Here is a 19757-nt window from a genome sequence, read left to right on the forward strand (position 1 = left end):
CGGGGGCGGGACCCGTGGTTGCGGGTCCGCTGACGGCATGCCGGTTCCGGTCGGTCGATGCCTCAGCGGAGCGCGATGACGGCCGACTCGACCGCAGCGCCGATGACAATGCCGACGAAGCCGAGAACGCCGAGCCGGAGTGCGGCGGGAAGGGCGGCGAGGTACCGATGCAGCGGCCCCCGTCGTGGTTGTCGCTCCTCGGAATCCCCTGCCCCAGCGCGGAGCGCACTCAGCAGGGGGACCAGTCCCGCCGCCCCGACCACGGCGAGCGAGGCGAACTCGATCGGTGCGTACCACGCCACGTCGCCGAGAAGCCGGATCCAGCCGGAGGCGCTCTGGACGAGGGCCATCGATGTGCCGATCGCGAACGCGGTGAGCACGAGCGCCGCGAGCGTCGTGACTCCCGCCGTGACGACGCCGGAGAACAGGAATGCCGCGACCCCGGCGTTGCGGATCAGGATGGCGAGGAAGGAGCCGTCGGTCATGAGCGACGGGTCGCTGCCGAACAGCGCCAGGCTCTCCACCGATCGGCGGAGCCATCCCGAGTCGGCCCGGAGGAAGGAGAGGGCGGCGACGAGGGTCAGGATCGTTCCCGACGCGAGTATCGCGTCCCGCGTGATCGCACGCCCGGTCTGACCCAATCCCGCCACCGCCCCCGAGCCCACCTAGGCCACGACGACCTTGCGTGACTGGCTGAGCAGCATGCCGCGCACCGTCGCCGCCAGGGCGCCGCCGATTCCTGCCCCGAAGACGGCACCGACGACCGTCAGGGCGACGCCGCCCACCTCGATCGCCGCGACGATCTGGGTGGCGGCCGCGGCGGAGATGCCGAGGCTACCGGCGACCCAGGCCGCGGAGGTGCCGGCGACGATCAGGCCGATCACGGCGATCCCCGCCGCGACCGCCGAGTGCGCGATCGTGCGACCGCGCCCCGGCACAGCGGCCGTCGTGACGGGGCGCCCCGTCGATCCGTCGACGGCGGTCGACGGATCGAGCAGGGCGAGCGGAGAGGGACGGTCGGCCGGAGCCGGATCGGTGATACGCCGGGGCGGTGTGCTGAGCAGGGACATGTGGGTGCCTTTCTTCGTGTGCCCGTCCCCGAGACCGAGGAGAGTTCGGTGTCGGCGAGTGAGGCCTTCTCGCACCATGCTTTTCTACCCTGGTGCTTTCTGCAATGCCCGCCGTCGGACGGTGGATAACTCGGTTCGCCGGGGGGCTCTGACGGGGTCTTCCGGCGCCCGGGGAGCCAGCGGTGCTCCCGCTTTCGCGCTGGTGAGGCTGTCGGTCCCCGCCTCTAGACTGGAAACGACATGACGAGCTCCTCCGACGGCACAGGCACAGGCCCCTCCAGCGCGCCCATCATCCGAGACGACCTCCTGCGGAACGGGAATCCGCGTCCCTCGGGGGACGGCTCGACGGACCGCGGCGCTGCGGAGGGCGACGGCGACCCGCTGCTGGAGGGCCTCAACCCGCAGCAGCTCGAGGCCGTCGTCTCGCGTACCGGTGCGCTGCTGATCGTGGCCGGGGCGGGCTCGGGCAAGACCCGCGTCCTCACCCACCGGATCGCCAGCCTCATCCAGAACCGCGAGGCCTGGCCGAGCCAGATCCTCGCCATCACCTTCACCAACAAGGCCGCGTCGGAGATGCGCGAGCGCGTCGAGGCTCTGCTCGGCTCCCGCGCCGAGGGCATGTGGATCTCGACGTTCCACTCGGCCTGCGTGCGCATCCTGCGCCGGGAGGCCGAGAAGTTCGGCTTCGCGCAGGGCTTCACCATCTACGACTCCGCCGACAGCCGGGTCGTCCTCAAACGGATCATCAAGTCGCTCGACGCCGACGTGCTCGGCTTCACCCCCGCGAACGCGTCCGCGCGGATCTCCACGCTGAAGAACGAGCTCGCCGACGCCGAGAGCTTCGCGAGGACGGCCAACTTCTCCGACCCCAACGAGGCGGCCTTCGTCGAGATCTTCCGGCAGTACCAGCGCACGCTCCGCGCGGCCAACGCGTTCGACTTCGACGACCTGATCTCCCAGACGGTGTTCCTGTTCCGGGCGTTCCCCGACGTGGCCGACGTCTACCGGCGGCGCTTCCGGCACGTGCTCGTCGACGAGTACCAGGACACCAACCACGCCCAGTACGCGCTCATCCGTGAGCTGGTGCGGGCCCCCGAACCGGACGCGGACGCCCTCACCGGCATCGTCCGTCCCGGCGACGAGGCCGCCTCGCTCACCGTCGTCGGCGACTCGGACCAGTCGATCTACGCCTTCCGCGGCGCCGACATCCGCAATATCACCGAGTTCGAGCGCGACTTTCCCGGCGCGCAGGTCATCCTGCTCGAACAGAACTACCGCTCGACCCAGAACATCCTCTCCGCCGCCAACGCCGTCATCAGCAACAACTTCGACCGCAAGGACAAGAAGCTCTGGACCGCCGACGGCGACGGCGAGCAGATCGTCGGCTACACCGGGTACTCCGGGCACGACGAGGCCCAGTTCGTGGCCGACGAGATCGACCGCCTGCACCGCGACGGACTGGAGTACGGCCAGGTGGCGGTGTTCTACCGGACGAACGCGCAGACGCGCGCGCTGGAGGAGATCTTCATCCGCCAGGCGATCCCCTACCGGATCATGGGCGGGACCAAGTTCTACGAGCGCGCCGAGATCAAGGACGCGATGGCGTACCTGACCGCCGTCGCGAACCCGGCCGACGAGCTCGCGCTCCGGCGGATCCTCAACACGCCCAAGCGCGGCATCGGCCCCGCGACGGAGACCGGTCTCAGCCGTTTCGCCGAGGACAACGGCATCAGCTTCCGCGAGGCGATGCGCCGGGCCGCCGACCTCGGCCTCGGCCCGAAGGTCACCGGTGCGATCCGCTCGCTGTCGGCGCTGCTCGACGAGGCCGCCGAGCAGGTCGCCGAGGGCAAGGTGTCCGAGGTGCTGCAGCACCTGATGAGCGGGAGCGGTCTGATCACGACGCTCCGCACGAGCAGGGACCCGCAGGACGAGGCGAGGGCGGAGAACGTCGAGGAGCTCATCGCCGTCGTCAAGGAGTACCAGAAGAACAACCCCGATTCCGGGCTCATCGACTTCCTCACCGAGACGGCCCTCGTCGCCGCGGCGGACGACCTCGACGACGCGAGCGGCACCGTGTCGCTGATGACCCTGCACACGGCGAAGGGCCTCGAGTACGACACGGTGTTCCTCACCGGAGTCGAGGAGGACCTGCTGCCGCACAGGATGAGCGCCAACGAACCGGGGGGGCCAGCCGAGGAGCGGCGGCTGTTCTACGTCGGCATCACGCGGGCGCGCAAGCGCCTGTTCATCTCACTGGCGATGACGCGGGCTCAGTTCGGCGAGACCGCGGTCGCGATGCCGAGCCGCTACCTGCAGGAGATTCCGGCCGAGCTGATCGACTGGCGGCAGTCGCCGGGCACCGCGACCTCGCGCGGGGGCACCCAGCCCCGTGCGCTGAACGCCCAGAGGGGAGGGTTCGGCTCGTCCGGCTCCCTCGCGAACCGCCCGCTTACGGAGAAGCGCGACTGGCCCAACCGCGTGACCAACCAGGTCAGGGACAACGGGGACCTGGAGCTCGAGGCGGGCGACCGCATCGAGCACACCGACTTCGGCCAGGGCAGGGTCGTGCAGGTCACCGGCGTCGGGACCAAGCGCATCGCCCACGTGCAGTTCGACACCGCCGGCGCGAAGAAGCTACTGATCAAGATCGCCCCCATCACCAAGCTGTAACGCCTGACCAGGGCCAGACGACCGCGAAGGAAGGCACGACCATGAGCACCCCCGAGCAGCACGACGCCGTATCCGGCCGAGCCCCGCGCAGCGAGCAGGTGGCTCCGGCCCCCGGCCTGCCCGCCGACCCGGTCGGCCACGCGCCCGACGCGGAGCCGGCGCTGCAGATCACCGAGCTGGCCAAGCGCTTCGGAAGCAAGATCGCCGTCAACGGCATCACGCTCAGCATCCCCACCGGCTCCTTCTACGGGCTCGTCGGCCCCAACGGCGCGGGCAAGACGACGACGCTCTCGATGGCGACGGGGCTGCTCCGCCCCGACCACGGCACGGTCGCCGTCCACGGCGTCGACGTCTGGGCCCACCCGGTGGAGGCGAAGCGCCAGATCGGCGTCCTCGGCGACGGCATCCGGCTGTTCGACCGCCTGACCGGCCGCCAACTCGTCACCTACACCGGCATGCTCTCCGGACTGGACCGGCCGGTCGTCGCCGAGCGCACCGACGAACTGCTCGCGCTGCTCGACCTCACCGCCGACGCCGGCCAGCTCGTCACCGACTACTCGGCCGGAATGACGAAGAAGATCGCGCTGGCCTGCGCCCTCATCCATGCTCCCCGCCTGCTCGTGCTCGACGAGCCCTTCGAGTCCGTCGACCCGGTGTCCGCGGCCAACATCAGGGACATCCTCGCCGGCTATGTGCGCGGGGGAGGGACCGTCATCGTCTCCAGTCATTCGATGGACCTCGTGCAGCGGATGTGCGACCACGTCGCCGTGATCGCGGCGGGCAGGGTCCTCGCGGCCGGCACGACGGACGAGGTCAGGCAGGGCCAGACGCTCGAGGACCGCTTCGTCGAGCTCGTCGGCGGCCGGCACAGCGAGGAGGGCCCGGCATGGTTGCGGAACTCCTGAGGCTGCGCTTCCGCGTCCTCGGCAACACGCTCTCCCGCCACCCCTGGCAGCTCGTCGGGATGATCATCGGCGGTCTGTACGCCCTCGGACTGCTGGCCGGCGCGGTCGCCGGGCTCGTCGCCCTGCGGGTCGGGGAGGGACAGATCGACCCCTCCCTGCGGGACGCCATCCTTGTGATCGCCGGGAGCCTGCTCGTGCTCGGCTGGACGGTCGGACCGTTCGTCCGGACCGGAGGCGATGACGTCCTCGATCCGTCCCGCTTCTCCCACCTCCCGATCGCGACGGACACGCTGCTGCGGGCCGCGTTCGTCGCCACCCTCCTCGGCATCCCTGGAATCGTGACGATCGTCGCCGTGCTGGCCACCGTCATCCCGTGGACGGTGTCGCTTCCCGCGGCGCTGGCCGCGCTGATCGGGGGAGCGCTCGGCGTCGTCACCTGCGTGATCGCCTCCCGCGTGGTCGCGAGCCTGGCCAACCGGCTCGCCGCGGGCCGCCGCTTCCGCGAGGTGGTCGGCCTGATCGTGATCGTGCCCCTCGTGCTGCTCGCGCCCCTTCTGAACCTGATCGGTGCCGCCGCATCGTCGCTGACCGATCTGCCCGGTATCGTGGCGCCGGTCCTGGCCTGGACGCCGCTCGGGGCGCCCTGGGCCATCCCCGCGGACGTCGCGGCAGGGCACGGGGGTGTGGCGCTGCTGCGGCTGCTGCTCTGCCTCGCGGTGATCGCGCTGCTGGCCCTGGCCTGGAAGCGCGTCACCATCGCCTCGCTCGGTCGGCCGGCGACCGCGTCGACCCGGACGAGGTCGCGCAGCGGCGCCGGGCTGTTCGACGTGGTCCCCGCGACGGTGGCGGGCGCGATCGCGGCGCGGGCGCTCATCTACTGGTTCAAGGACCCCCGGTACTCCCGTCAGCTCGTGTCCGTCGTCGCGCTGCCCGTGCTCTTCCTCGCGCTCGGCTCGGTCGGCCCGAGCGGCTTCATGATCCCGCTGGCCGGGCCGCTAGTCGCGGCCATGCTCGCGCTGACGATGTACACCGACGTCTCCTACGACGGCAGCGCCTTCGCCGCGCACCTGACCCGCTCCGTCCGCGGGAGGGACGACCGGTGGGGTCGCGCCGCGGCGGGGCTCGTCCTCGGCATCCCGCTGACGGTCGTGGTCGTGGTGGTGTCGGCGCTCGTCGGCGGGGACGGTGCGGACGCCGTGCCGTTGCTGGCCATCTCGCTGACGGTGTTGTTCGCCGGGGTGGGCATCTCGGCCGTCAGCTCGGCCGCGGTGGTGATGCCGGTGCAGAAGCCGAGCGACAGCCCGTTCTCGACTCCGCCGGGGTCGGCGGGGATCAGCCTGCTGCTCAGCCTCGTCGTCATGGTCGCGTTGCTCGTCGTGACCGCCCCGGTGGTGGTGCCGGGGATCATCGCGATGGTGACGGGCTCGACCGCGGCGCTGGTCACGACCGTGGTGGTCGCGATCGTCCTCGCGCCCGCACTGCTCGTGATCGGGGTCGTCGTCGGCGGGCGCGTGCTGGACCGGAAGGGCCCCGAACTGCTCGCGCGCCTGACCTCGATGAACGCCTGACCACTCTGACCGCCCGATCCCGGGGACCGCGCGTCACCTCGCGATGGAGGAACGGAGCACGAGCGCCGTGTCGAGGCCCGGGACAAGGGGGATGACGATCGCGACGAGCGTGACGCCCGCGATGGCGGAGCCGATGGTCATTCCGTCAGCCGAGTGGCGCGGACCTGCCGGCGAGGTGGCGGCGCAGACCCCGCAGCACGATCCGCTGCGGCAGCGTCCGCACGGTACGGGGCAGACGCGGCCAGAGCACCCGCATCGCCCGCGCCCCCGCGTGCACGATGCGCGCGCGGACGGGACCGTGGCGGAGCCCGAACTCCCGGCGCGGACCCGTCGGGAGGAGGGCGGGTGTCACGAGCCTGACCAGTGGCATGAGCGGGCGCAGGAGCAGCGGTCGTTCGGGGTGGAGCAGGTCGCGGGCGATGCCCCGCGCCTCGTCGCCGACGCTCAGCCGCGACAGCTGCGCCGTCCACTCGCGCTGGAACGCTGCCCTGTCGGACGGCCAGCGCTCGGCCGGCATGCCCAGCGCGGTGCCGAGCCGGGCGTAGCCGGCGTAGACGGCGTCGGCCTCCGCCTCGTCGAGCGGGTCGAGCACGGCGCGCGCGATGACGTCGGCGGTGCGGTAGAGGGTGGCGACGACCCAGAACTGCAGCTCGGGGTCATCGGCGCTGTAGCCGGGGCGGGCGTCCGAGTGCTCGCGGCGCACGGGGGCGTGCGCTCGGGCGACGAGTGCCGTCGTCGCCGCGGCAAGCTCGGCGTCGCCGGACGCCTGGGCGTACACGTATCCCAGCGTTCCGCGCAGGCGTGCGACGGGGTCGCGCCGGAAGTCGCTGTGCTCGGCGACGCCGGCGGCGACGAGGGGGTGGGACACCTGGAGCAGGATCGCCGCGGCGCCGCCGACGAGGAGAACGCCCTCGCTCGCGATGCGGGAGAACGGGTCCATGACCCCATCGTAGGTTCGCCCGCGTGCGCGGGGACTCCGTCGGCGGCGTGCGCCCCTCCGTCTTCCCGCACAGTCCGCGCCGGTCGGTCGTGGGTGGCGCCCTCGGGCGGGTAGAGTCGGGGGCGGTACTTTTCTCGACGGTGAGCAACAGTCGCCGTCGGGATCGTCGTGAACACAACCATCAAGACGTGGTGAGGAACCCAACGTGGATCTATACGAATATCAGGCGCGTGACCTGTTCGAGAAGTACGGCGTCCCTGTCCTTCCGGGCATCGTCGCCGAGAGCCCCGCAGAGGTCAGGGCGGCGGCCGAGAAGCTCGGCGGCGTCGTCGTGGTCAAGGCTCAGGTCAAGACGGGCGGTCGGGGCAAGGCCGGTGGCGTGAAGGTGGCAAAGACCCCCGACGAGGCGGAGGCCGCGGCCGAGGCCATCCTCGGGCTCGACATCAAGGGCCACGTCGTGAAGCGCGTGATGGTCGCCGGCGGTGCCCGCATCGCCCGCGAGTTCTACTTCTCCGTCCTGCTGGACAGGGCCAACCGCAGCTACCTGTCGCTCGCCAGCGTCGAGGGCGGCATGGAGATCGAGCAGCTCGCCGTCGAGAAGCCCGAGGCCCTCGCCCGCATCGCCGTCGACCCCCTGACGGGGATCACCGAGTCGGTGGCCGCGGAGATCGCCCGGGCTGCCGGGTTCCCCGAGGACCTCGTCGACCGCGTCGCACCGGTGTTCGTCACCCTGTACGACGTCTATCGCGGCGAGGACGCGACCCTGGTCGAGGTCAACCCGCTCGTACTGACGGAGGAGGGCGACATCATCGCCCTCGACGGCAAGGTGTCCCTCGACGAGAACGCCGGCTTCCGCCACCCGGAGCACGCCGAGCTCGAGGACCGCGACGCCGCCGACCCTCTCGAGGCGAAGGCCGCCGAGAACGACCTCAACTACGTCAAGCTCGATGGCCAGGTCGGCATCATCGGCAACGGCGCCGGGCTGGTCATGTCCACGCTCGACGTGGTCGCCTACGCGGGCGAGCGACACGGCGGTGTCACGCCGGCGAACTTCCTCGACATCGGTGGCGGCGCCTCGGCGCAGGTGATGGCGAACGGCCTCGACGTGATCCTCGGTGACGAGCAGGTCCGCAGCGTCTTCGTCAACGTCTTCGGTGGCATCACAGCCTGCGACGCCGTCGCGAACGGCATCGTGTCGGCGCTCGAGATCCTCGGCGACAACGCGACGAAGCCGCTCGTCGTGCGGCTCGACGGCAACAAGGTGGCCGAGGGGCGAGCGATCCTCGCCGCCGCCGACCACCCCCTCATCACGCTCGCCCAGACCATGGACGAGGGTGCCGACAAGGCCGCCGAGCTGGCCGCCCGCTGAGCCTGAAGACGTAGAGGAATTTCACGAATGTCTATCTTCCTGAACAAGGATTCCACGGTCATCGTCCAGGGCATCACCGGCGGTGAGGGAACCAAGCACACCGCGCTGATGCTCAAGGCGGGCACGAACGTCGTCGGCGGCGTCAACGCGCGCAAGGCGGGCACGACCGTCAGCCACGACGGTGGGGTCGAGCTCCCCGTCTTCGGCACGGTCGCCGAGGCCATCGAGAAGACGGGGGCGGACGTCTCGATCGCCTTCGTCCCGCCCGCCTTCACCAAGGACGCGGTGATCGAGGCGATCGACGCCGAGATCCCGCTCCTGGTGATCATCACCGAGGGCGTCCCGGTCGGCGACTCCGCCGAGTTCTGGGCCTACGCCGAGCAGAAGGGCAACAAGACCCGGATCATCGGGCCGAACTGCCCCGGCATCATCACGCCGGGCCAGTCGCTCGTCGGCATCACGCCGGCGAACATCACGGGCGCCGGGCCCATCGGTCTCGTCTCCAAGTCGGGGACGCTGACCTATCAGATGATGTTCGAGCTGCGCGACATCGGCTTCTCGACGGCCATCGGCATCGGCGGCGACCCGATCATCGGCACGACGCACATCGATGCGCTCGCCGCGTTCGAGGCGGACCCCGAGACGAAGGCGATCGTGATGATCGGCGAGATCGGAGGGGACGCCGAGGAGCGTGCGGCGGAGTTCATCTCGGCGAACGTGACGAAGCCGGTGGTCGGCTATGTCGCCGGCTTCACCGCTCCCGAGGGCAAGACGATGGGGCACGCGGGGGCGATCGTGTCCGGCTCGGCCGGGACCGCCCAGGCCAAGAAGGAGGCGCTCGAGGCCGCGGGCGTACGGGTCGGCAAGACGCCGAGCGAGGCGGCCGCGCTCATGCGCGAGATCATCGCCGGACTCGACTGATCGTCCTCGTCCCGCGCTGATCGTCGGCGGACCGCGTCGGCGGTCGCACGGAGACGAACGGAGGGTCCACCCCGCGGGGTGGGCCCTCCGTTCGTCTCCGTGCTCCCCGTGGAGCGGCGGGGCGTCGGAATAGTCGCCGGCGGGGGCGGGGTTTCCGATGTCGAGGACGGCTCACGTTCTCGTACGCACGAGACCCCAGGGGGAACAATGACACGCACGACCACAGCGGCGCTCATCGCGGCCGGACTCCTCACTCTCGCCGGATGCTCGGCGTCCGGTGCGGGGACGGCGACGACGAGCTCCGCGCCGGAGGGGGCGGGGGAGGCCTCCGAGCAGACGACCGCGAACGCCGAGCTGGTGACGGACTTCGTCACCCAGGCCTTCGTGGACCGCGACTACCGGGCCGCGGCTGAGCGCTACCTCGACGACGACTACATCCAGCACAGCCCGGCCGTCCCCGGTGGCGCCGACGGCTTCGTCGAGGGGATCGGCTCCTACCTCGACTCCGTCCCCGAGCTGAGGGTCGACATCGCCCGGGTCGTGGCCGAGGGCGAGCTCGTCCTGGTCCAGTCCCACATGGTTCCCGGGCCGGGCGCGCGGGGCAGCGCGGTCATGGACATCTTCCGGGTCTCCGACGGCCGGATCGCCGAGCACTGGGACGCCGTCCAGGAGGTGCCGGAGGACAGCGCCAACGGTCACACCATGGTCGACGGCACGACGGAGCGGACCGCGACGACGGACGAGCAGCGCGAGCGCAACCGGTCGAACGCCCTCGCCTTCCTCGACACGGCCTTCAACGACGCGGAGTTCGCCGCCGCCGTCGACCGCTACGTCGGCGAACCCTACATTCAGCACAACCCGCTCGTCGCCGACGGAGGGGACGCGTTCGTCGAGGCGTTTGCCGGAGCGACGCCGTCCTCGGGCGAGGACGCGACCGTGTTCCCGCGCACGATCGCCCAGGACGACCTGGTGGCCGTCCAGACGTTCACCCCGTCGGGGACCGGCATGGCCGGCTCGGGCAGCATCGACATCTTCCGCTTCGACGCGGACGGCCTGATCGTCGAGCACTGGGACGCGGTGCAGGAGTACCCGGCGGAGACGGCGAGCGGGCTGACCGTCTGGGACGACGAGCGCTGATCGCCCGTCCCGTCCCGCGCTGAGCGCCCGTCCCGCGCTGATCGCCCGTCCCGTCCCGCGCTGATCTCCCGGCCCCCCGGGACCGAGGCGGTGGGGGTGAGGACCGACGCCGAATGCTGGCCGCCGAGGGCGCGCCGGGGGCGCGCAGAACGCCGCGCCGACGCCGCGACGACGACGCGCGGAACACCGCGCGGAACACCGCGCAGAACACCGCGCGGAAACGCCGGGCGCACAGGGCGGGGCGGCGGGAATCCGGTAGGCTCGCCCCCGGATGAACCGACTCACTCTCGCCCTGCTCACCGCCCTCGAGGCGGTCGTCATCGTCGCCATCGGGCTCGCGGTTCCGCTGCTCGTCGGCGGTGTGGTGTGGGGGGCCGAGCTGGGGTTCTCCGGCGATGTGATGAGCGTGTGGCGTGCCGTGGTCGATGTGTGGCTGCTCGGCCACGGCGTGCCCATCACGATCGGACTGGATGCGGCGACCATGACCACGCTCGGCGTCCCGGAGGACCTCGGCGTCTTCGTGCTCTCGCTCGCCCCCCTCGGCTTCGCGCTCGGGACCGTGCTCGCGGCGGTCAGGACGGGACGGCGCTGCGTCGAGCAGCAGTGGGTCACCGTGATCCCCGTCGGCACCCTGGTGGTCGCCGTCGTGTCTGTGCTGCTCGCCTCCACGGCGAACGTCACCGGCGCCGGGCCGAGCATGCCCGTCGCGGCGATCGCGCCGGCCGGGTTCTACCTCCTCGGCGCGGTGATCGGCGTCCTCCTGTCGGCATCGCGCGGCGACGTCGACGCCGTGCCGGTCCTCGAGCGCGCGGTCGAGCGGATTCGCGGCGCCGTCCCGGCCGAGGCCCCGATCGTCCTCCGCGCCGCCGTGCGGACGACGGGGGTGTTCCTCGTGATCATGACGGGCCTGGCCGCGCTCGGGTTCCTGCTCGCGCTCCTCTCCGGGTACTCGACGATCGTCAGCCTCTACGAGAGCACCGAGTACGGTGTCGTCGGCGGCATCATCGTCACGCTCGTGCACCTCGCCTACCTGCCGACGCTGCTGGTCTGGTCAGCCTCCTGGCTCCTCGGCCCTGGCTTCGCCCTCGGCACGGGGACGCTGGTCGCACCGATCGCGACCCAGCTCGGTCCGCTGCCCGCGGTCCCCGTGCTGGGAGCCGTGCCGCAGTGGAACGCTCCGCTCGGCCTGCTCGTCGTCATCCTGCCCGTCGCCGCGGGCGCGCTCGCGGCCGCGCTCGCACGACGGAGGGCCTCGGCGGAGGACGCCACGGCCGTCGCCCCCGTTCCCGTCCGGGTCGCCGTCGTCGTCACCTCCGCGGCGCTCAGTGCGCTCGTGGTGCTGATCGTGGCGGCGCTCGCCGCCGGCTCCATCGGGCCGGGGGTTCTCGCGGACGTCGGGCCCGCCCCCTGGGCGGTCGCGGGTTGCGCGGCCCTCGCCGTGCTGGCCGGCGGAGCCGTGGCATGGGTCGGACCGGTCAAGGGCGGCGTCGCCGGGGCGTCCGGCCGCTAGACTGGGCGGGTGCTGAGCGTCGTCGTCCTCATCTCGGGGACCGGATCCAACCTGCGCGCCCTCATCGAGGCCGCCGCCGAGCCGGGCTACCCGGCGCGAATCGTCGCGGTCGGTGCCGACAGGGATGCGGCGGGACTCGCACATGCGACGGCCGCCGGAATCCCGGTGTTCACCGTCCCGTACTCCGCGTACCCGAGCCGTGCCGACTGGGGCGAGGCGCTCCGCGACGCGATCGACCGCTTCGCCCCCGACCTCGTCGTGCTCAGCGGGCTGATGCGGCTGCTTCCTCCCTCGGTCGTCGAGGCCTACGCGCCGCGCCTGATCAACACCCACCCGGCCTACCTGCCCGAGTTCCCCGGCGCCCACGCCGTGCGCGACGCGCTCGCGGCAGGGGCGGACCGCAGCGGCGCGAGCATCATCGTCGTCGACAGCGGCGTCGACACCGGGTCGATCATCGTGCGAGAGCGCGTCGACGTCCTGCCCGGCGACACGGAGGACTCCCTCCACGAGCGCATCAAGCCGGTCGAGCGCCGTCTGCTCATCGACGCGGTGCGCCGGATCGCCGACGGCGACATCGACCTCTCCGACCCCGCAGCCCCCGCAAGCCAGGCCCGTCACCCACACCGCTAAGCAAGGAGCCCTCCCATGGCCGGTCCCCGTCGCGACCCCTCCCAGTACCGCCAGCGTGATCTCGTCCCGATCCGGAGGGCGCTGCTGTCGGTCAGCGACAAGACCGGCCTGCTCGAGCTCGCCGAGGCCCTGCACCGTGCCGGTGTCGAGATCGTCTCCACGGGGTCGACGGCCCAGACGATCCGCGACGCGCAGCTCCCGGTGACGGACGTGTCCGCCGTGACCGGCTTCCCCGAGTCGCTGGACGGCCGGGTCAAGACGCTGCACCCGGCCGTGCACGCCGGGCTCCTCGCCGACCTGCGGCTCGAGGCGCACGAGTCCCAGCTGACCGAGCTCGGCATCGACCCGTTCCAGCTCGTCGTGGTCAACCTGTACCCGTTCGTCGAGACGGTGGCCGCCGGAGCCGAGGGCGACGACGTGGTCGAGCAGATCGACATCGGCGGTCCGGCGATGGTCCGTGCCTCGGCGAAGAACTTCCCGAGCGTCGGGATCGTCGTCTCCCCGGAGCGCTATGCGCATGTGATCTCGTCGCTGCAGACCAACGGCGGCCTGCACCTGGCCGAGCGGAGGGCGCTCGCGGCGGAGGCCTTCGCGCACACCGCCGCCTACGACGCCGCCGTCGCCGGGTGGTTCGCCGAGCAGGCGGGTCAGGGCGCCCCGGTGCTCAGCGTGAGCGCCGAGCTCGCCCAGACGCTGCGCTACGGCGAGAACTCGCACCAGAGCGCCGAGCTGTACCGTCGGAGCGCCGGCGCGGGCATCGCGCAGTCGACCCAGCTGCACGGCAAGGAGATGAGCTACAACAACTACGTCGACGCCGACGCGGCCCTCCGCGCCGCCTACGACTTCGCCGAGCCCGCCGTGGCCATCATCAAGCACGCCAACCCCTGCGGGATCGCCGTCGCCAAGCGCAGCGCGCCCGACGCCATCGCCAGCGCGCACCGGCGCGCCCACGAGTGCGACCCCGTGTCGGCGTTCGGCGGTGTCATCGCGGCCAACCGGATCGTCACCCTGGCCATGGCGGAGCAGGTGAAGGAGATCTTCACCGAGGTGCTCGTCGCGCCGGGCTTCGAGCCGGCGGCACTGGAGGTTCTCGCGACGAAGAAGAACCTGCGACTGCTCGAGCTTCCGGCCGGATTCGCCAGGGAGCCGCGCGAGATCCGGCAGATCTCCGGCGGGTTCCTCGTCCAGGACGCGGACCGCTTCGACCTGGACGAGACCGGGATCCCCGCGAGCTGGCGTCTCGTCGCCGGGGAGCCGGCGGACGAGGACACCGCAGCCGACCTGGCCTTCGCCTGGCGAGCGGGGCGCGCGGTGAAGTCCAACGCGATCCTGCTGGCCAAGAACGGGGCCTCCGTCGGTGTCGGCATGGGGCAGGTGAACCGCGTCGACTCGTCGCGGCTCGCCGTCACCAGGGCGGGGGACCGCGCCACGGGGTCCGTCGCGGCGAGCGACGCGTTCTTCCCCTTCGCCGACGGGCTGCAGATCCTGCTCGACGCCGGCGTGTCCGCGGTCGTCCAGCCGGGCGGCTCGGTGCGCGACGACGAGGTCATCGAGGCGGCGTCCGCCGCGGGGGTGACCATGTACCTCACCGGGGAGCGTCACTTCTTCCACTGATCCGCGTCGTTCGCGGGCGCGCCGTCCGCATCGATCCGTCCCCTAACGCCCCGCGGCTCCGTGCCGCGGGGCGCGGTCGTCCCGCCCCACGCCGATCCGACGCTCCCCTTGCCCCGACGGGCTCGCTGCGTCTAGGCTCAATGAGCGTTCCCTCAGGGACGACAACAGATGAGGAGGTCGACATGCCGAACACCACAGCCTTTGGCCCTGGCATCGCGACCGTCCTGCTCGGCGCCCGCCGCCCGCACGTGTCGCACTAGGACGCGCGGCCGCCTCCGGCCCGTCCGCCACCACCCCCTCATCCGTTCGCCGCTGTTTCGACGCGGCATTGCTCGACAGGCTTTTCGTGACCTCTGACGCGTCATCCGCCCACCCCGTTCCCTCGACCTCTCCCGCGAGCCAGGGCACCGTCCGCACTCTCGCCCGCCTCATCCCCTTCGCCAGGCCGGCGATGCCGCGCCTCGCGCTCGGCATGGTCGCCGCCCTCGCGGCCGGCGTTGTGACCCTCTGCATCCCCCTCGTCCTCGAGTCCCTCATCGACGGCCCGCTCGCCAGCGGTGACATCGCCCAGATCTGGGCGGCCGGCGGGCTGGTGCTCGGGCTGGGCGTGGCCGAGGCGGTGTTCATCGCGCTCCGACGCTGGCTGGTGCTGACCCCCGGCACCGTCGTGGAGGCGTCGATGCGCAACGCGCTGTTCGCCCACCTTCAGCGGCTGCCCGTGGCCTTCCACGACCGGTGGCAGTCGGGTCAGCTCCTCTCCCGTGCCGTGAGTGACCTCGGCCTCATCCGGCGGTGGCTGTCGTTCGGACTCGTCCTGCTCGTGGTGAACGTCGTGACGGTCGTCATCGGCGCCGTCGTGCTGTTCACCTGGAGTCCCGTGCTCGGCGCGGTGTTTCTCGTCATGTGCCTGCCCATCTGGGTGATCGGGTTCCGCTTCGAGAAGAGCTACTCGGTCCTGGCACGGCGGGGGCAGGACCAGAGCGGCGACCTGGCGACGGCCGTCGAGGAGTCCGTGCACGGAATCCGCGTGCTCAAGGCGTTCGGGCGGGGGCCGTTCGCGCTGGCGCGGTTCCGCGTCCAGGCGGACCAGCTGAGGAGCACGGAGGAGTCGAAGGCCAGAGCGGTGGCCGGTATCCTCCGCTGGCTCGTGATGCTGCCCGACCTGGCCTTCGCGCTCTGCCTGCTCGCGGGGGTCTGGCTGGCCGCCGACGGCCAGCTGAGCGTCGGCGAGCTGTTCGCCTTCTTCGCCACGGCGGCGATCCTGCGCTTCCCGCTCGAGTCGGTCGGGTTCCTGCTGTCGATGACCTTCGACACCCGGACCGCGGTCGACCGCTACTTCGAGGTGATGGACGCCCCCGTCAGCATCGACGACCCGGAGGACCCGGCCCGTCCGTTCGCGCCCCGCGGGGCGACGGGCGCGCTGCGCTTCCGCGGGGTGCGCTTCCGGTACCCGGACGCGGGGCGGTCGGAGCCCGCGCTGCTCGACGGCGTCGACCTCGACGTGCGCCCGGGAGAGACGATGGCGCTCGTCGGCCTGACCGGGTCGGGAAAGACGACGCTGACCGCGCTCGTGACCCGGTTCCACGATGTCGACGCGGGGCGGATCGAGCTGGACGGCGTCGACATCCGTGACCTCACCCTCGAGCAGCTGCGCACCGAGGTGGCGATGGCCTTCGAGGACGCGACCCTGTTCAGCGCGAGCGTCAGGCACAACGTGCTCCTGGGCCGTCCGGAGCTGGACGAGCGCGGGGCGGAGGGTGAGCGCGTGCTCGACGAGGCCCTGCGCATCGCCCAGGCCGACTTCGTCGACGAGCTCCCCGAGGGGCGGGACACCGAGGTCGGCGAGGAGGGGCTCAGCCTTTCCGGCGGGCAGCGGCAGCGGCTCGCCCTCGCCCGCGCGGTGGCGGCAGCGCCCTCCGTCCTGGTGATGGACGACCCGCTGTCGGCGCTCGACGTCGACACCGAGACGCGCGTCACCGCCGAACTGCGCACCCGCTTGCGGGGGACGACGGCGCTCGTGGTGGCGCACCGGCCGTCGACCGTCGCCCTCGCCGACCGGGTGGCGCTTCTGGACGGCGGCCGCGTCGCGGCGGTCGGCACCCACGCGGAGCTGATGGCCGCCAGCGCCCGGTACCGCGCCGTGCTGTCCAGCCTGGACGACGAGGCGGGCGACGAGGCCGCACGGGCGGGGCGGTCGAGCGCACCGGATACGGGGCGACTCGCATCACACGTTGACGACGAGGAGGGGCGGCGATGAGCGGCCAGAGCGTGCACGGGGTCAGCGGCGAGGAGCGCGAGGACCTGAGCAGGGCCGAGTCGGCGGCGATCCGTCGGCGCTCGATCCGGCTGCTCGGCGAGCTCGTGCGACCGGTGCGCGGCCGCGTCGCTCTGGCGATCGCGGTGATCGTCGTCTCCACGGCGGCGCAGGTCGCCGGGCCGGCGCTGCTCGCGCTCGGCATCGACAGGGGGCTGCCCGCGGTCGTCGAGGACGCCGACTGGGCTCCGGTCGCCGTCATCGTCGCCGTCTACGCCGTCGCGGCGATCGTCGGGGCGGTCCTGCTCAGCTGGTTCACGGTGCTCATGGCCACGCTCTCGCAGGCGGTCATGCTCGACCTGCGGCTGCGCGTGTTCGCGCAGACGCAGCGACTCAGCCTGGACTTTCACGAGAGCTACACCTCCGGCAGGATCATCTCGCGCCAGACCAGCGACCTGGACTCGATCACCGAGCTGCTGGACTCCGGCCTCAACCAGCTGGTCGGTGGCGTGCTGTTCATGGCCTTCACCGCGGGTGCCCTCATCCTCACGGACGCGCCGAGCGCACTGGTCATCCTCGTCGCCCTGCTTCCCCTCGCCGTGCTCGTGCGCTGGTTCCAGCTCCGCTCGCAGGCGATGTTCCGCCTGAGCAGGGTGGCGTCGGCCCGGCTCATCGTCACCTTCGTCGAGACGATGACGGGGATCAGGGCGGTCAAGGCGTTCAGGGCGCAGCGCCGCAACCGCGACGAGTTCGGCGACAGGGTCGAGGACTACCGTCACGTGAACGCCCGCGTCATCCAGCTCTTCGGCGTGTTCGACCCTGGTCTCGTCCTCATCGGGAACGTCACGGTCGCCGCGGTGCTCGTCGCCGGAGGGATCCGGCTCGTCGACGGCCAGCTCGCCATCGGAGCCCTGCTCGCGGCGGTCCTGTACGCGCGGCGCTTCTTCGACCCCATGGAGGAGATGGCGATGTTCTACAACTCCTACCAGTCGGCGGCCGCGGCCCTGGAGAAGATCTCCGGCGTGCTGGAGGAGAGGCCCAGCGTTCCCGAGCCGAGCGAACCGCTTCGCCCCGAGACGGTGAGGGGGGAGCTCGTGTTCGACCGTGTCCGCTTCGGCTACGGCGGGGGCCCCGACATCCTCCCCGGCATCGACCTGACGATCCCCGCGGGACAGACGGTCGCCCTCGTCGGCTCGACCGGGGCCGGCAAGACGACGCTCGCGAAGCTCCTGGCGCGCTTCTACGACCCGGTGGAGGGGGAGGTCCTGCTCGACGGCGTGCCGCTGTCGCGGTTGCGCGGTGAGGAGCTGCGCCGCGACGTGGTCATGGTCACCCAGGAGGCCTACCTGTTCAGCGGGACCGTCGCGGACAACATCGCGCTCGGCAGGCCGGACGCGACGAGGGACGAGATCGTGGCGGCCGCGACGGCCGTCGGTGCCGACCCGTTCATCAGGGCTCTGCCGGACGGCTACGACTCCGAGGTGAACAAGCGCGGTGGCCGTGTGTCGGCCGGTCAGCGTCAGCTGATCTCCTTCGCCAGGGCGTTCGTCGCCGACCCCCGCGTGCTGATCCTCGACGAGGCGACCGCCTCGCTGGACATCCCCGGCGAGCGGGAGGTCCAGCGCGCCCTGCAGACGCTGCTCGCCGATCGCACCGCCGTCATCATCGCGCACCGGCTGTCGACCGTGGCGATCGCCGACCGGGTGCTCGTCATGGAGCGCGGTCGTGTCGTCGAGGACGGCACCCCCGCGGAGCTCATCGGCGGCGACGGGCGGTTCGCCCGGTTGCACGCGGCGTGGAGGGAATCGCTCGTGTGACCGGTGTCAGTGCCGGACGGACCCGGTCGTGTAGCCGTAGCTCGACGACCCCTCGGTGAAGACGACCCAGTCGCCGGGGCAGTCCTTCGCCGTCGCGGGCGGCTCGAGCGGCCACCAGCTGTCGATGAACGGCGCCTCGACGGTCGTGCCGTTGTCGGTGCAGCCGGCCAGGTCGGACGCGGGCGTCGTCATGAGGATCGCGCCGTGGTCGCGGTACACGACCCTGATCGTCGTCGCGTCGGCGGTCACCCAATCGGGGACGCTCGTGCCCGCCTTCTCGGCGGCGTCGGCGAACGCGTCGGTGGAGCGGTACACGGCCGAGGTGGATCCGCCGCCGAGCAGCGGCTCGAACGCGCTGCACCCGGACAGCCCGAGCGTGACCGGGATCGCCGCCACCCCGAGCAGAATGGGGGCGATGCGTCGTGTGGTCATCGTGGTGCTCCGGGGGTGTGATGTCGGTGGTTCACTCAACGATAAGCCCCGGTTCATGCCGCGGCGTCCATCTCGAGGCGGAGCCGCGCGTCATCCCGCTGGACGGGGCGGCTTGCAGGGACGTGACGTCGAGCTCAGTCGGTGAACGCTGCGCGACCAAGGCGCAGTCCGTTGGCCGTGACCGTGTAGGGGGTGCCCTCCGCGTCGTAGTGGGCTGCGGCGCGCGCCGCCCTCTCCGCGGGAACGACACCGTCGCTGCGCACGACGCGCCACCAGGGCAGCGCTGAGCCGTAGTACCGCATCACCCTCCCGACACCCCTGGCCGAGCGCGAGCCGATCAGTGCTGCGACCTGGCTGTACGCGATGACGTGGCCGGGGGGAACGCCCTCGACGACCGCGTGGACGCCCTCGATGAAGTCCTCGTCCACCGGTCAGAGCGAGTAGCGCGCGATGACCTCGCCGTACTCGGTCTCTCCCACGGGGGTGAAGCCGAGACGGGTGAAGAACGACTCCGGTCCGAGCTCGCCCGGCTCGTAGATGACGTGCAGGACCTCGATGCCCCGCGACCGGGCCTCGTCGGCGAGGGCGTGCACGGCGAAGCGGCCGACGCCCCTGCCCTGCACGTCGGCGTCGACGTTGACGCGCCAGAGGATGCTGGAGAACGGTGCCTCCGCCGACGGGTCGAAGTTGCCGTGGATGAACGCCCGCACCTCGTCGCCGTCGAGGACGACACGCTGCCACGAGGTCCGCGGGTCGGTGACGGCCGCAGCGACAGAGTAGGACACGGGCGTGACGAACTGCTCCTGCCCCGGCTTCAGCGACAGGGCGTTGACCGCGACGATTGTCCGTGCGGAGAGTGCTTCGATGCGCAGTTCGCTCATGCCCACAGGCTAACCGCTCCGAGCGGTGCTGGGTAGGGC

17 protein-coding genes are annotated in these 19757 nt (G+C 71.7%); 11 read left to right on the forward strand and 6 right to left on the reverse strand.

All coding sequences use genetic code 11. The annotated features are described in order from the left end of the window. Nucleotides 1-62: 62 nt before the first annotated feature. Together FM119_RS12695 and FM119_RS12700 are read right to left on the reverse strand one after the other, a co-directional pair. On the reverse strand, nucleotides 63-650 hold the full coding sequence (locus FM119_RS12695) for a stage II sporulation protein M (protein WP_179205334.1): 588 nt from the start codon (nucleotides 648-650) through the stop codon (nucleotides 63-65). Nucleotides 651-665: 15 nt separating this feature from the next. Further along, nucleotides 666-1070: a hypothetical protein gene (locus tag FM119_RS12700; RefSeq protein ID WP_087138532.1), complete on the reverse strand. Its 405-nt coding sequence runs from the start codon at nucleotides 1068-1070 to the stop codon at nucleotides 666-668. Nucleotides 1071-1310: 240 nt separating this feature from the next. On the opposite strand from FM119_RS12700, the gene FM119_RS12705 reads away from it, so the two are divergent. Genes FM119_RS12705 through FM119_RS12715 form a run of 3 tightly spaced genes read left to right on the forward strand, consistent with a single transcriptional unit; the run spans nucleotide 1311 to nucleotide 6213 of the window. Continuing rightward, complete coding sequence (locus tag FM119_RS12705) at nucleotides 1311-3740, forward strand: ATP-dependent helicase (protein WP_087138533.1); 2430 nt, start codon at nucleotides 1311-1313, stop codon at nucleotides 3738-3740. Between the two features lie 41 nt (nucleotides 3741-3781). Further along, entirely contained in the window at nucleotides 3782-4645 is an 864-nt protein-coding gene (locus tag FM119_RS12710; protein ID WP_087138534.1) for an ABC transporter ATP-binding protein, read from the forward strand. After that, a complete protein-coding gene (locus FM119_RS12715; protein WP_087138535.1) occupies nucleotides 4627-6213 on the forward strand; it encodes a hypothetical protein in 1587 nt (528 codons plus the stop codon). Before FM119_RS12710 ends, FM119_RS12715 begins: the two co-directional genes overlap by 19 nt. A 145-nt stretch (nucleotides 6214-6358) precedes the next feature. Here the strand turns inward: FM119_RS12715 and FM119_RS12720 are convergent, their stop codons facing one another. After that, complete coding sequence (locus FM119_RS12720) at nucleotides 6359-7153, reverse strand: oxygenase MpaB family protein (protein WP_087138536.1); 795 nt, start codon at nucleotides 7151-7153, stop codon at nucleotides 6359-6361. 205 nt (nucleotides 7154-7358) lie between these two features. Here FM119_RS12720 and sucC point away from each other — a divergent pair, with 205 nt between their 5' ends. The 8 genes from sucC to FM119_RS12760 all read left to right on the forward strand — a co-directional run bounded on the left by sucC (nucleotide 7359) and on the right by FM119_RS12760 (nucleotide 18405). Next, nucleotides 7359-8522 carry an ADP-forming succinate--CoA ligase subunit beta gene (gene sucC, locus FM119_RS12725; RefSeq protein ID WP_087138537.1) on the forward strand — a complete coding sequence of 388 codons (1164 nt, stop codon included), beginning with the start codon at nucleotides 7359-7361 and terminating at the stop codon, nucleotides 8520-8522. 27 nt (nucleotides 8523-8549) lie between these two features. After that, the gene (gene sucD, locus FM119_RS12730; protein ID WP_087138538.1) at nucleotides 8550-9443 is read left to right on the forward strand and encodes a succinate--CoA ligase subunit alpha; all 894 of its coding nucleotides are present in this window, start codon (nucleotides 8550-8552) and stop codon (nucleotides 9441-9443) included. 207 nt (nucleotides 9444-9650) lie between these two features. Next, nucleotides 9651-10580 carry a nuclear transport factor 2 family protein gene (locus tag FM119_RS12735; RefSeq protein WP_087138539.1) on the forward strand — a complete coding sequence of 310 codons (930 nt, stop codon included), beginning with the start codon at nucleotides 9651-9653 and terminating at the stop codon, nucleotides 10578-10580. A gap of 271 nt (nucleotides 10581-10851) precedes the next feature. Next, a complete protein-coding gene (locus FM119_RS12740) occupies nucleotides 10852-12090 on the forward strand; it encodes a cell division protein PerM (RefSeq protein ID WP_087138540.1) in 1239 nt (412 codons plus the stop codon). 9 nt (nucleotides 12091-12099) lie between these two features. Next, the gene (gene purN, locus FM119_RS12745; RefSeq protein WP_087138541.1) at nucleotides 12100-12720 is read left to right on the forward strand and encodes a phosphoribosylglycinamide formyltransferase; all 621 of its coding nucleotides are present in this window, start codon (nucleotides 12100-12102) and stop codon (nucleotides 12718-12720) included. 15 nt (nucleotides 12721-12735) lie between these two features. Continuing rightward, nucleotides 12736-14334: a bifunctional phosphoribosylaminoimidazolecarboxamide formyltransferase/IMP cyclohydrolase gene (gene purH / locus FM119_RS12750; protein ID WP_087138542.1), complete on the forward strand. Its 1599-nt coding sequence runs from the start codon at nucleotides 12736-12738 to the stop codon at nucleotides 14332-14334. A 346-nt stretch (nucleotides 14335-14680) separates the two neighbouring features. Further along, the gene (locus FM119_RS12755; protein ID WP_420845592.1) at nucleotides 14681-16591 is read left to right on the forward strand and encodes an ABC transporter ATP-binding protein; all 1911 of its coding nucleotides are present in this window, start codon (nucleotides 14681-14683) and stop codon (nucleotides 16589-16591) included. Further along, entirely contained in the window at nucleotides 16588-18405 is a 1818-nt protein-coding gene (locus FM119_RS12760; protein WP_087138543.1) for an ABC transporter ATP-binding protein, read from the forward strand. The genes FM119_RS12755 and FM119_RS12760 overlap by 4 nt, the downstream gene beginning before the upstream one ends. Before the next feature lie 6 nt (nucleotides 18406-18411). On the opposite strand, the gene FM119_RS12765 is transcribed toward FM119_RS12760, so the two are convergent. From FM119_RS12765 to FM119_RS12775, 3 genes are all read right to left on the reverse strand, one after another. Then, nucleotides 18412-18837, reverse strand: a complete 426-nt coding sequence (locus FM119_RS12765) for a hypothetical protein (protein ID WP_087138544.1) — start codon at nucleotides 18835-18837, stop codon at nucleotides 18412-18414. Between the two features lie 134 nt (nucleotides 18838-18971). Beyond that, a complete protein-coding gene (locus FM119_RS12770) occupies nucleotides 18972-19265 on the reverse strand; it encodes an MGMT family protein (protein WP_087138545.1) in 294 nt (97 codons plus the stop codon). 3 nt (nucleotides 19266-19268) lie between these two features. Continuing rightward, nucleotides 19269-19718, reverse strand: coding sequence for a GNAT family N-acetyltransferase (locus tag FM119_RS12775; protein ID WP_087138554.1), 450 nt, complete (start codon nucleotides 19716-19718; stop codon nucleotides 19269-19271). Between the last annotated feature and the right edge of the window lie 39 nt (nucleotides 19719-19757).

The sequence above is a fragment of the Mycetocola reblochoni REB411 genome (genome assembly GCF_900163835.1).
In the GTDB taxonomy this organism is placed as follows: Bacteria; Actinomycetota; Actinomycetes; order Actinomycetales; family Microbacteriaceae; genus Mycetocola_B; species Mycetocola_B reblochoni.

Coding starts and splice junctions, on each gene's coding strand:
- FM119_RS12700 (WP_087138532.1), bottom strand. CDS start 1,070: ATGTCCCTGCTCAGCACACCGCCCCGGCGTATCACCGATCCGGCTCCG.
- FM119_RS12705 (WP_087138533.1), top strand. CDS start 1,311: ATGACGAGCTCCTCCGACGGCACAGGCACAGGCCCCTCCAGCGCGCCC.
- FM119_RS12710 (WP_087138534.1), top strand. CDS start 3,782: ATGAGCACCCCCGAGCAGCACGACGCCGTATCCGGCCGAGCCCCGCGC.
- FM119_RS12715 (WP_087138535.1), top strand. CDS start 4,627: ATGGTTGCGGAACTCCTGAGGCTGCGCTTCCGCGTCCTCGGCAACACG.
- FM119_RS12720 (WP_087138536.1), bottom strand. CDS start 7,153: ATGGACCCGTTCTCCCGCATCGCGAGCGAGGGCGTTCTCCTCGTCGGC.
- sucD (WP_087138538.1), top strand. CDS start 8,550: ATGTCTATCTTCCTGAACAAGGATTCCACGGTCATCGTCCAGGGCATC.
- FM119_RS12735 (WP_087138539.1), top strand. CDS start 9,651: ATGACACGCACGACCACAGCGGCGCTCATCGCGGCCGGACTCCTCACT.
- FM119_RS12740 (WP_087138540.1), top strand. CDS start 10,852: ATGAACCGACTCACTCTCGCCCTGCTCACCGCCCTCGAGGCGGTCGTC.
- purH (WP_087138542.1), top strand. CDS start 12,736: ATGGCCGGTCCCCGTCGCGACCCCTCCCAGTACCGCCAGCGTGATCTC.
- FM119_RS12760 (WP_087138543.1), top strand. CDS start 16,588: ATGAGCGGCCAGAGCGTGCACGGGGTCAGCGGCGAGGAGCGCGAGGAC.
- FM119_RS12765 (WP_087138544.1), bottom strand. CDS start 18,837: ATGACCACACGACGCATCGCCCCCATTCTGCTCGGGGTGGCGGCGATC.
- FM119_RS12775 (WP_087138554.1), bottom strand. CDS start 19,718: ATGAGCGAACTGCGCATCGAAGCACTCTCCGCACGGACAATCGTCGCG.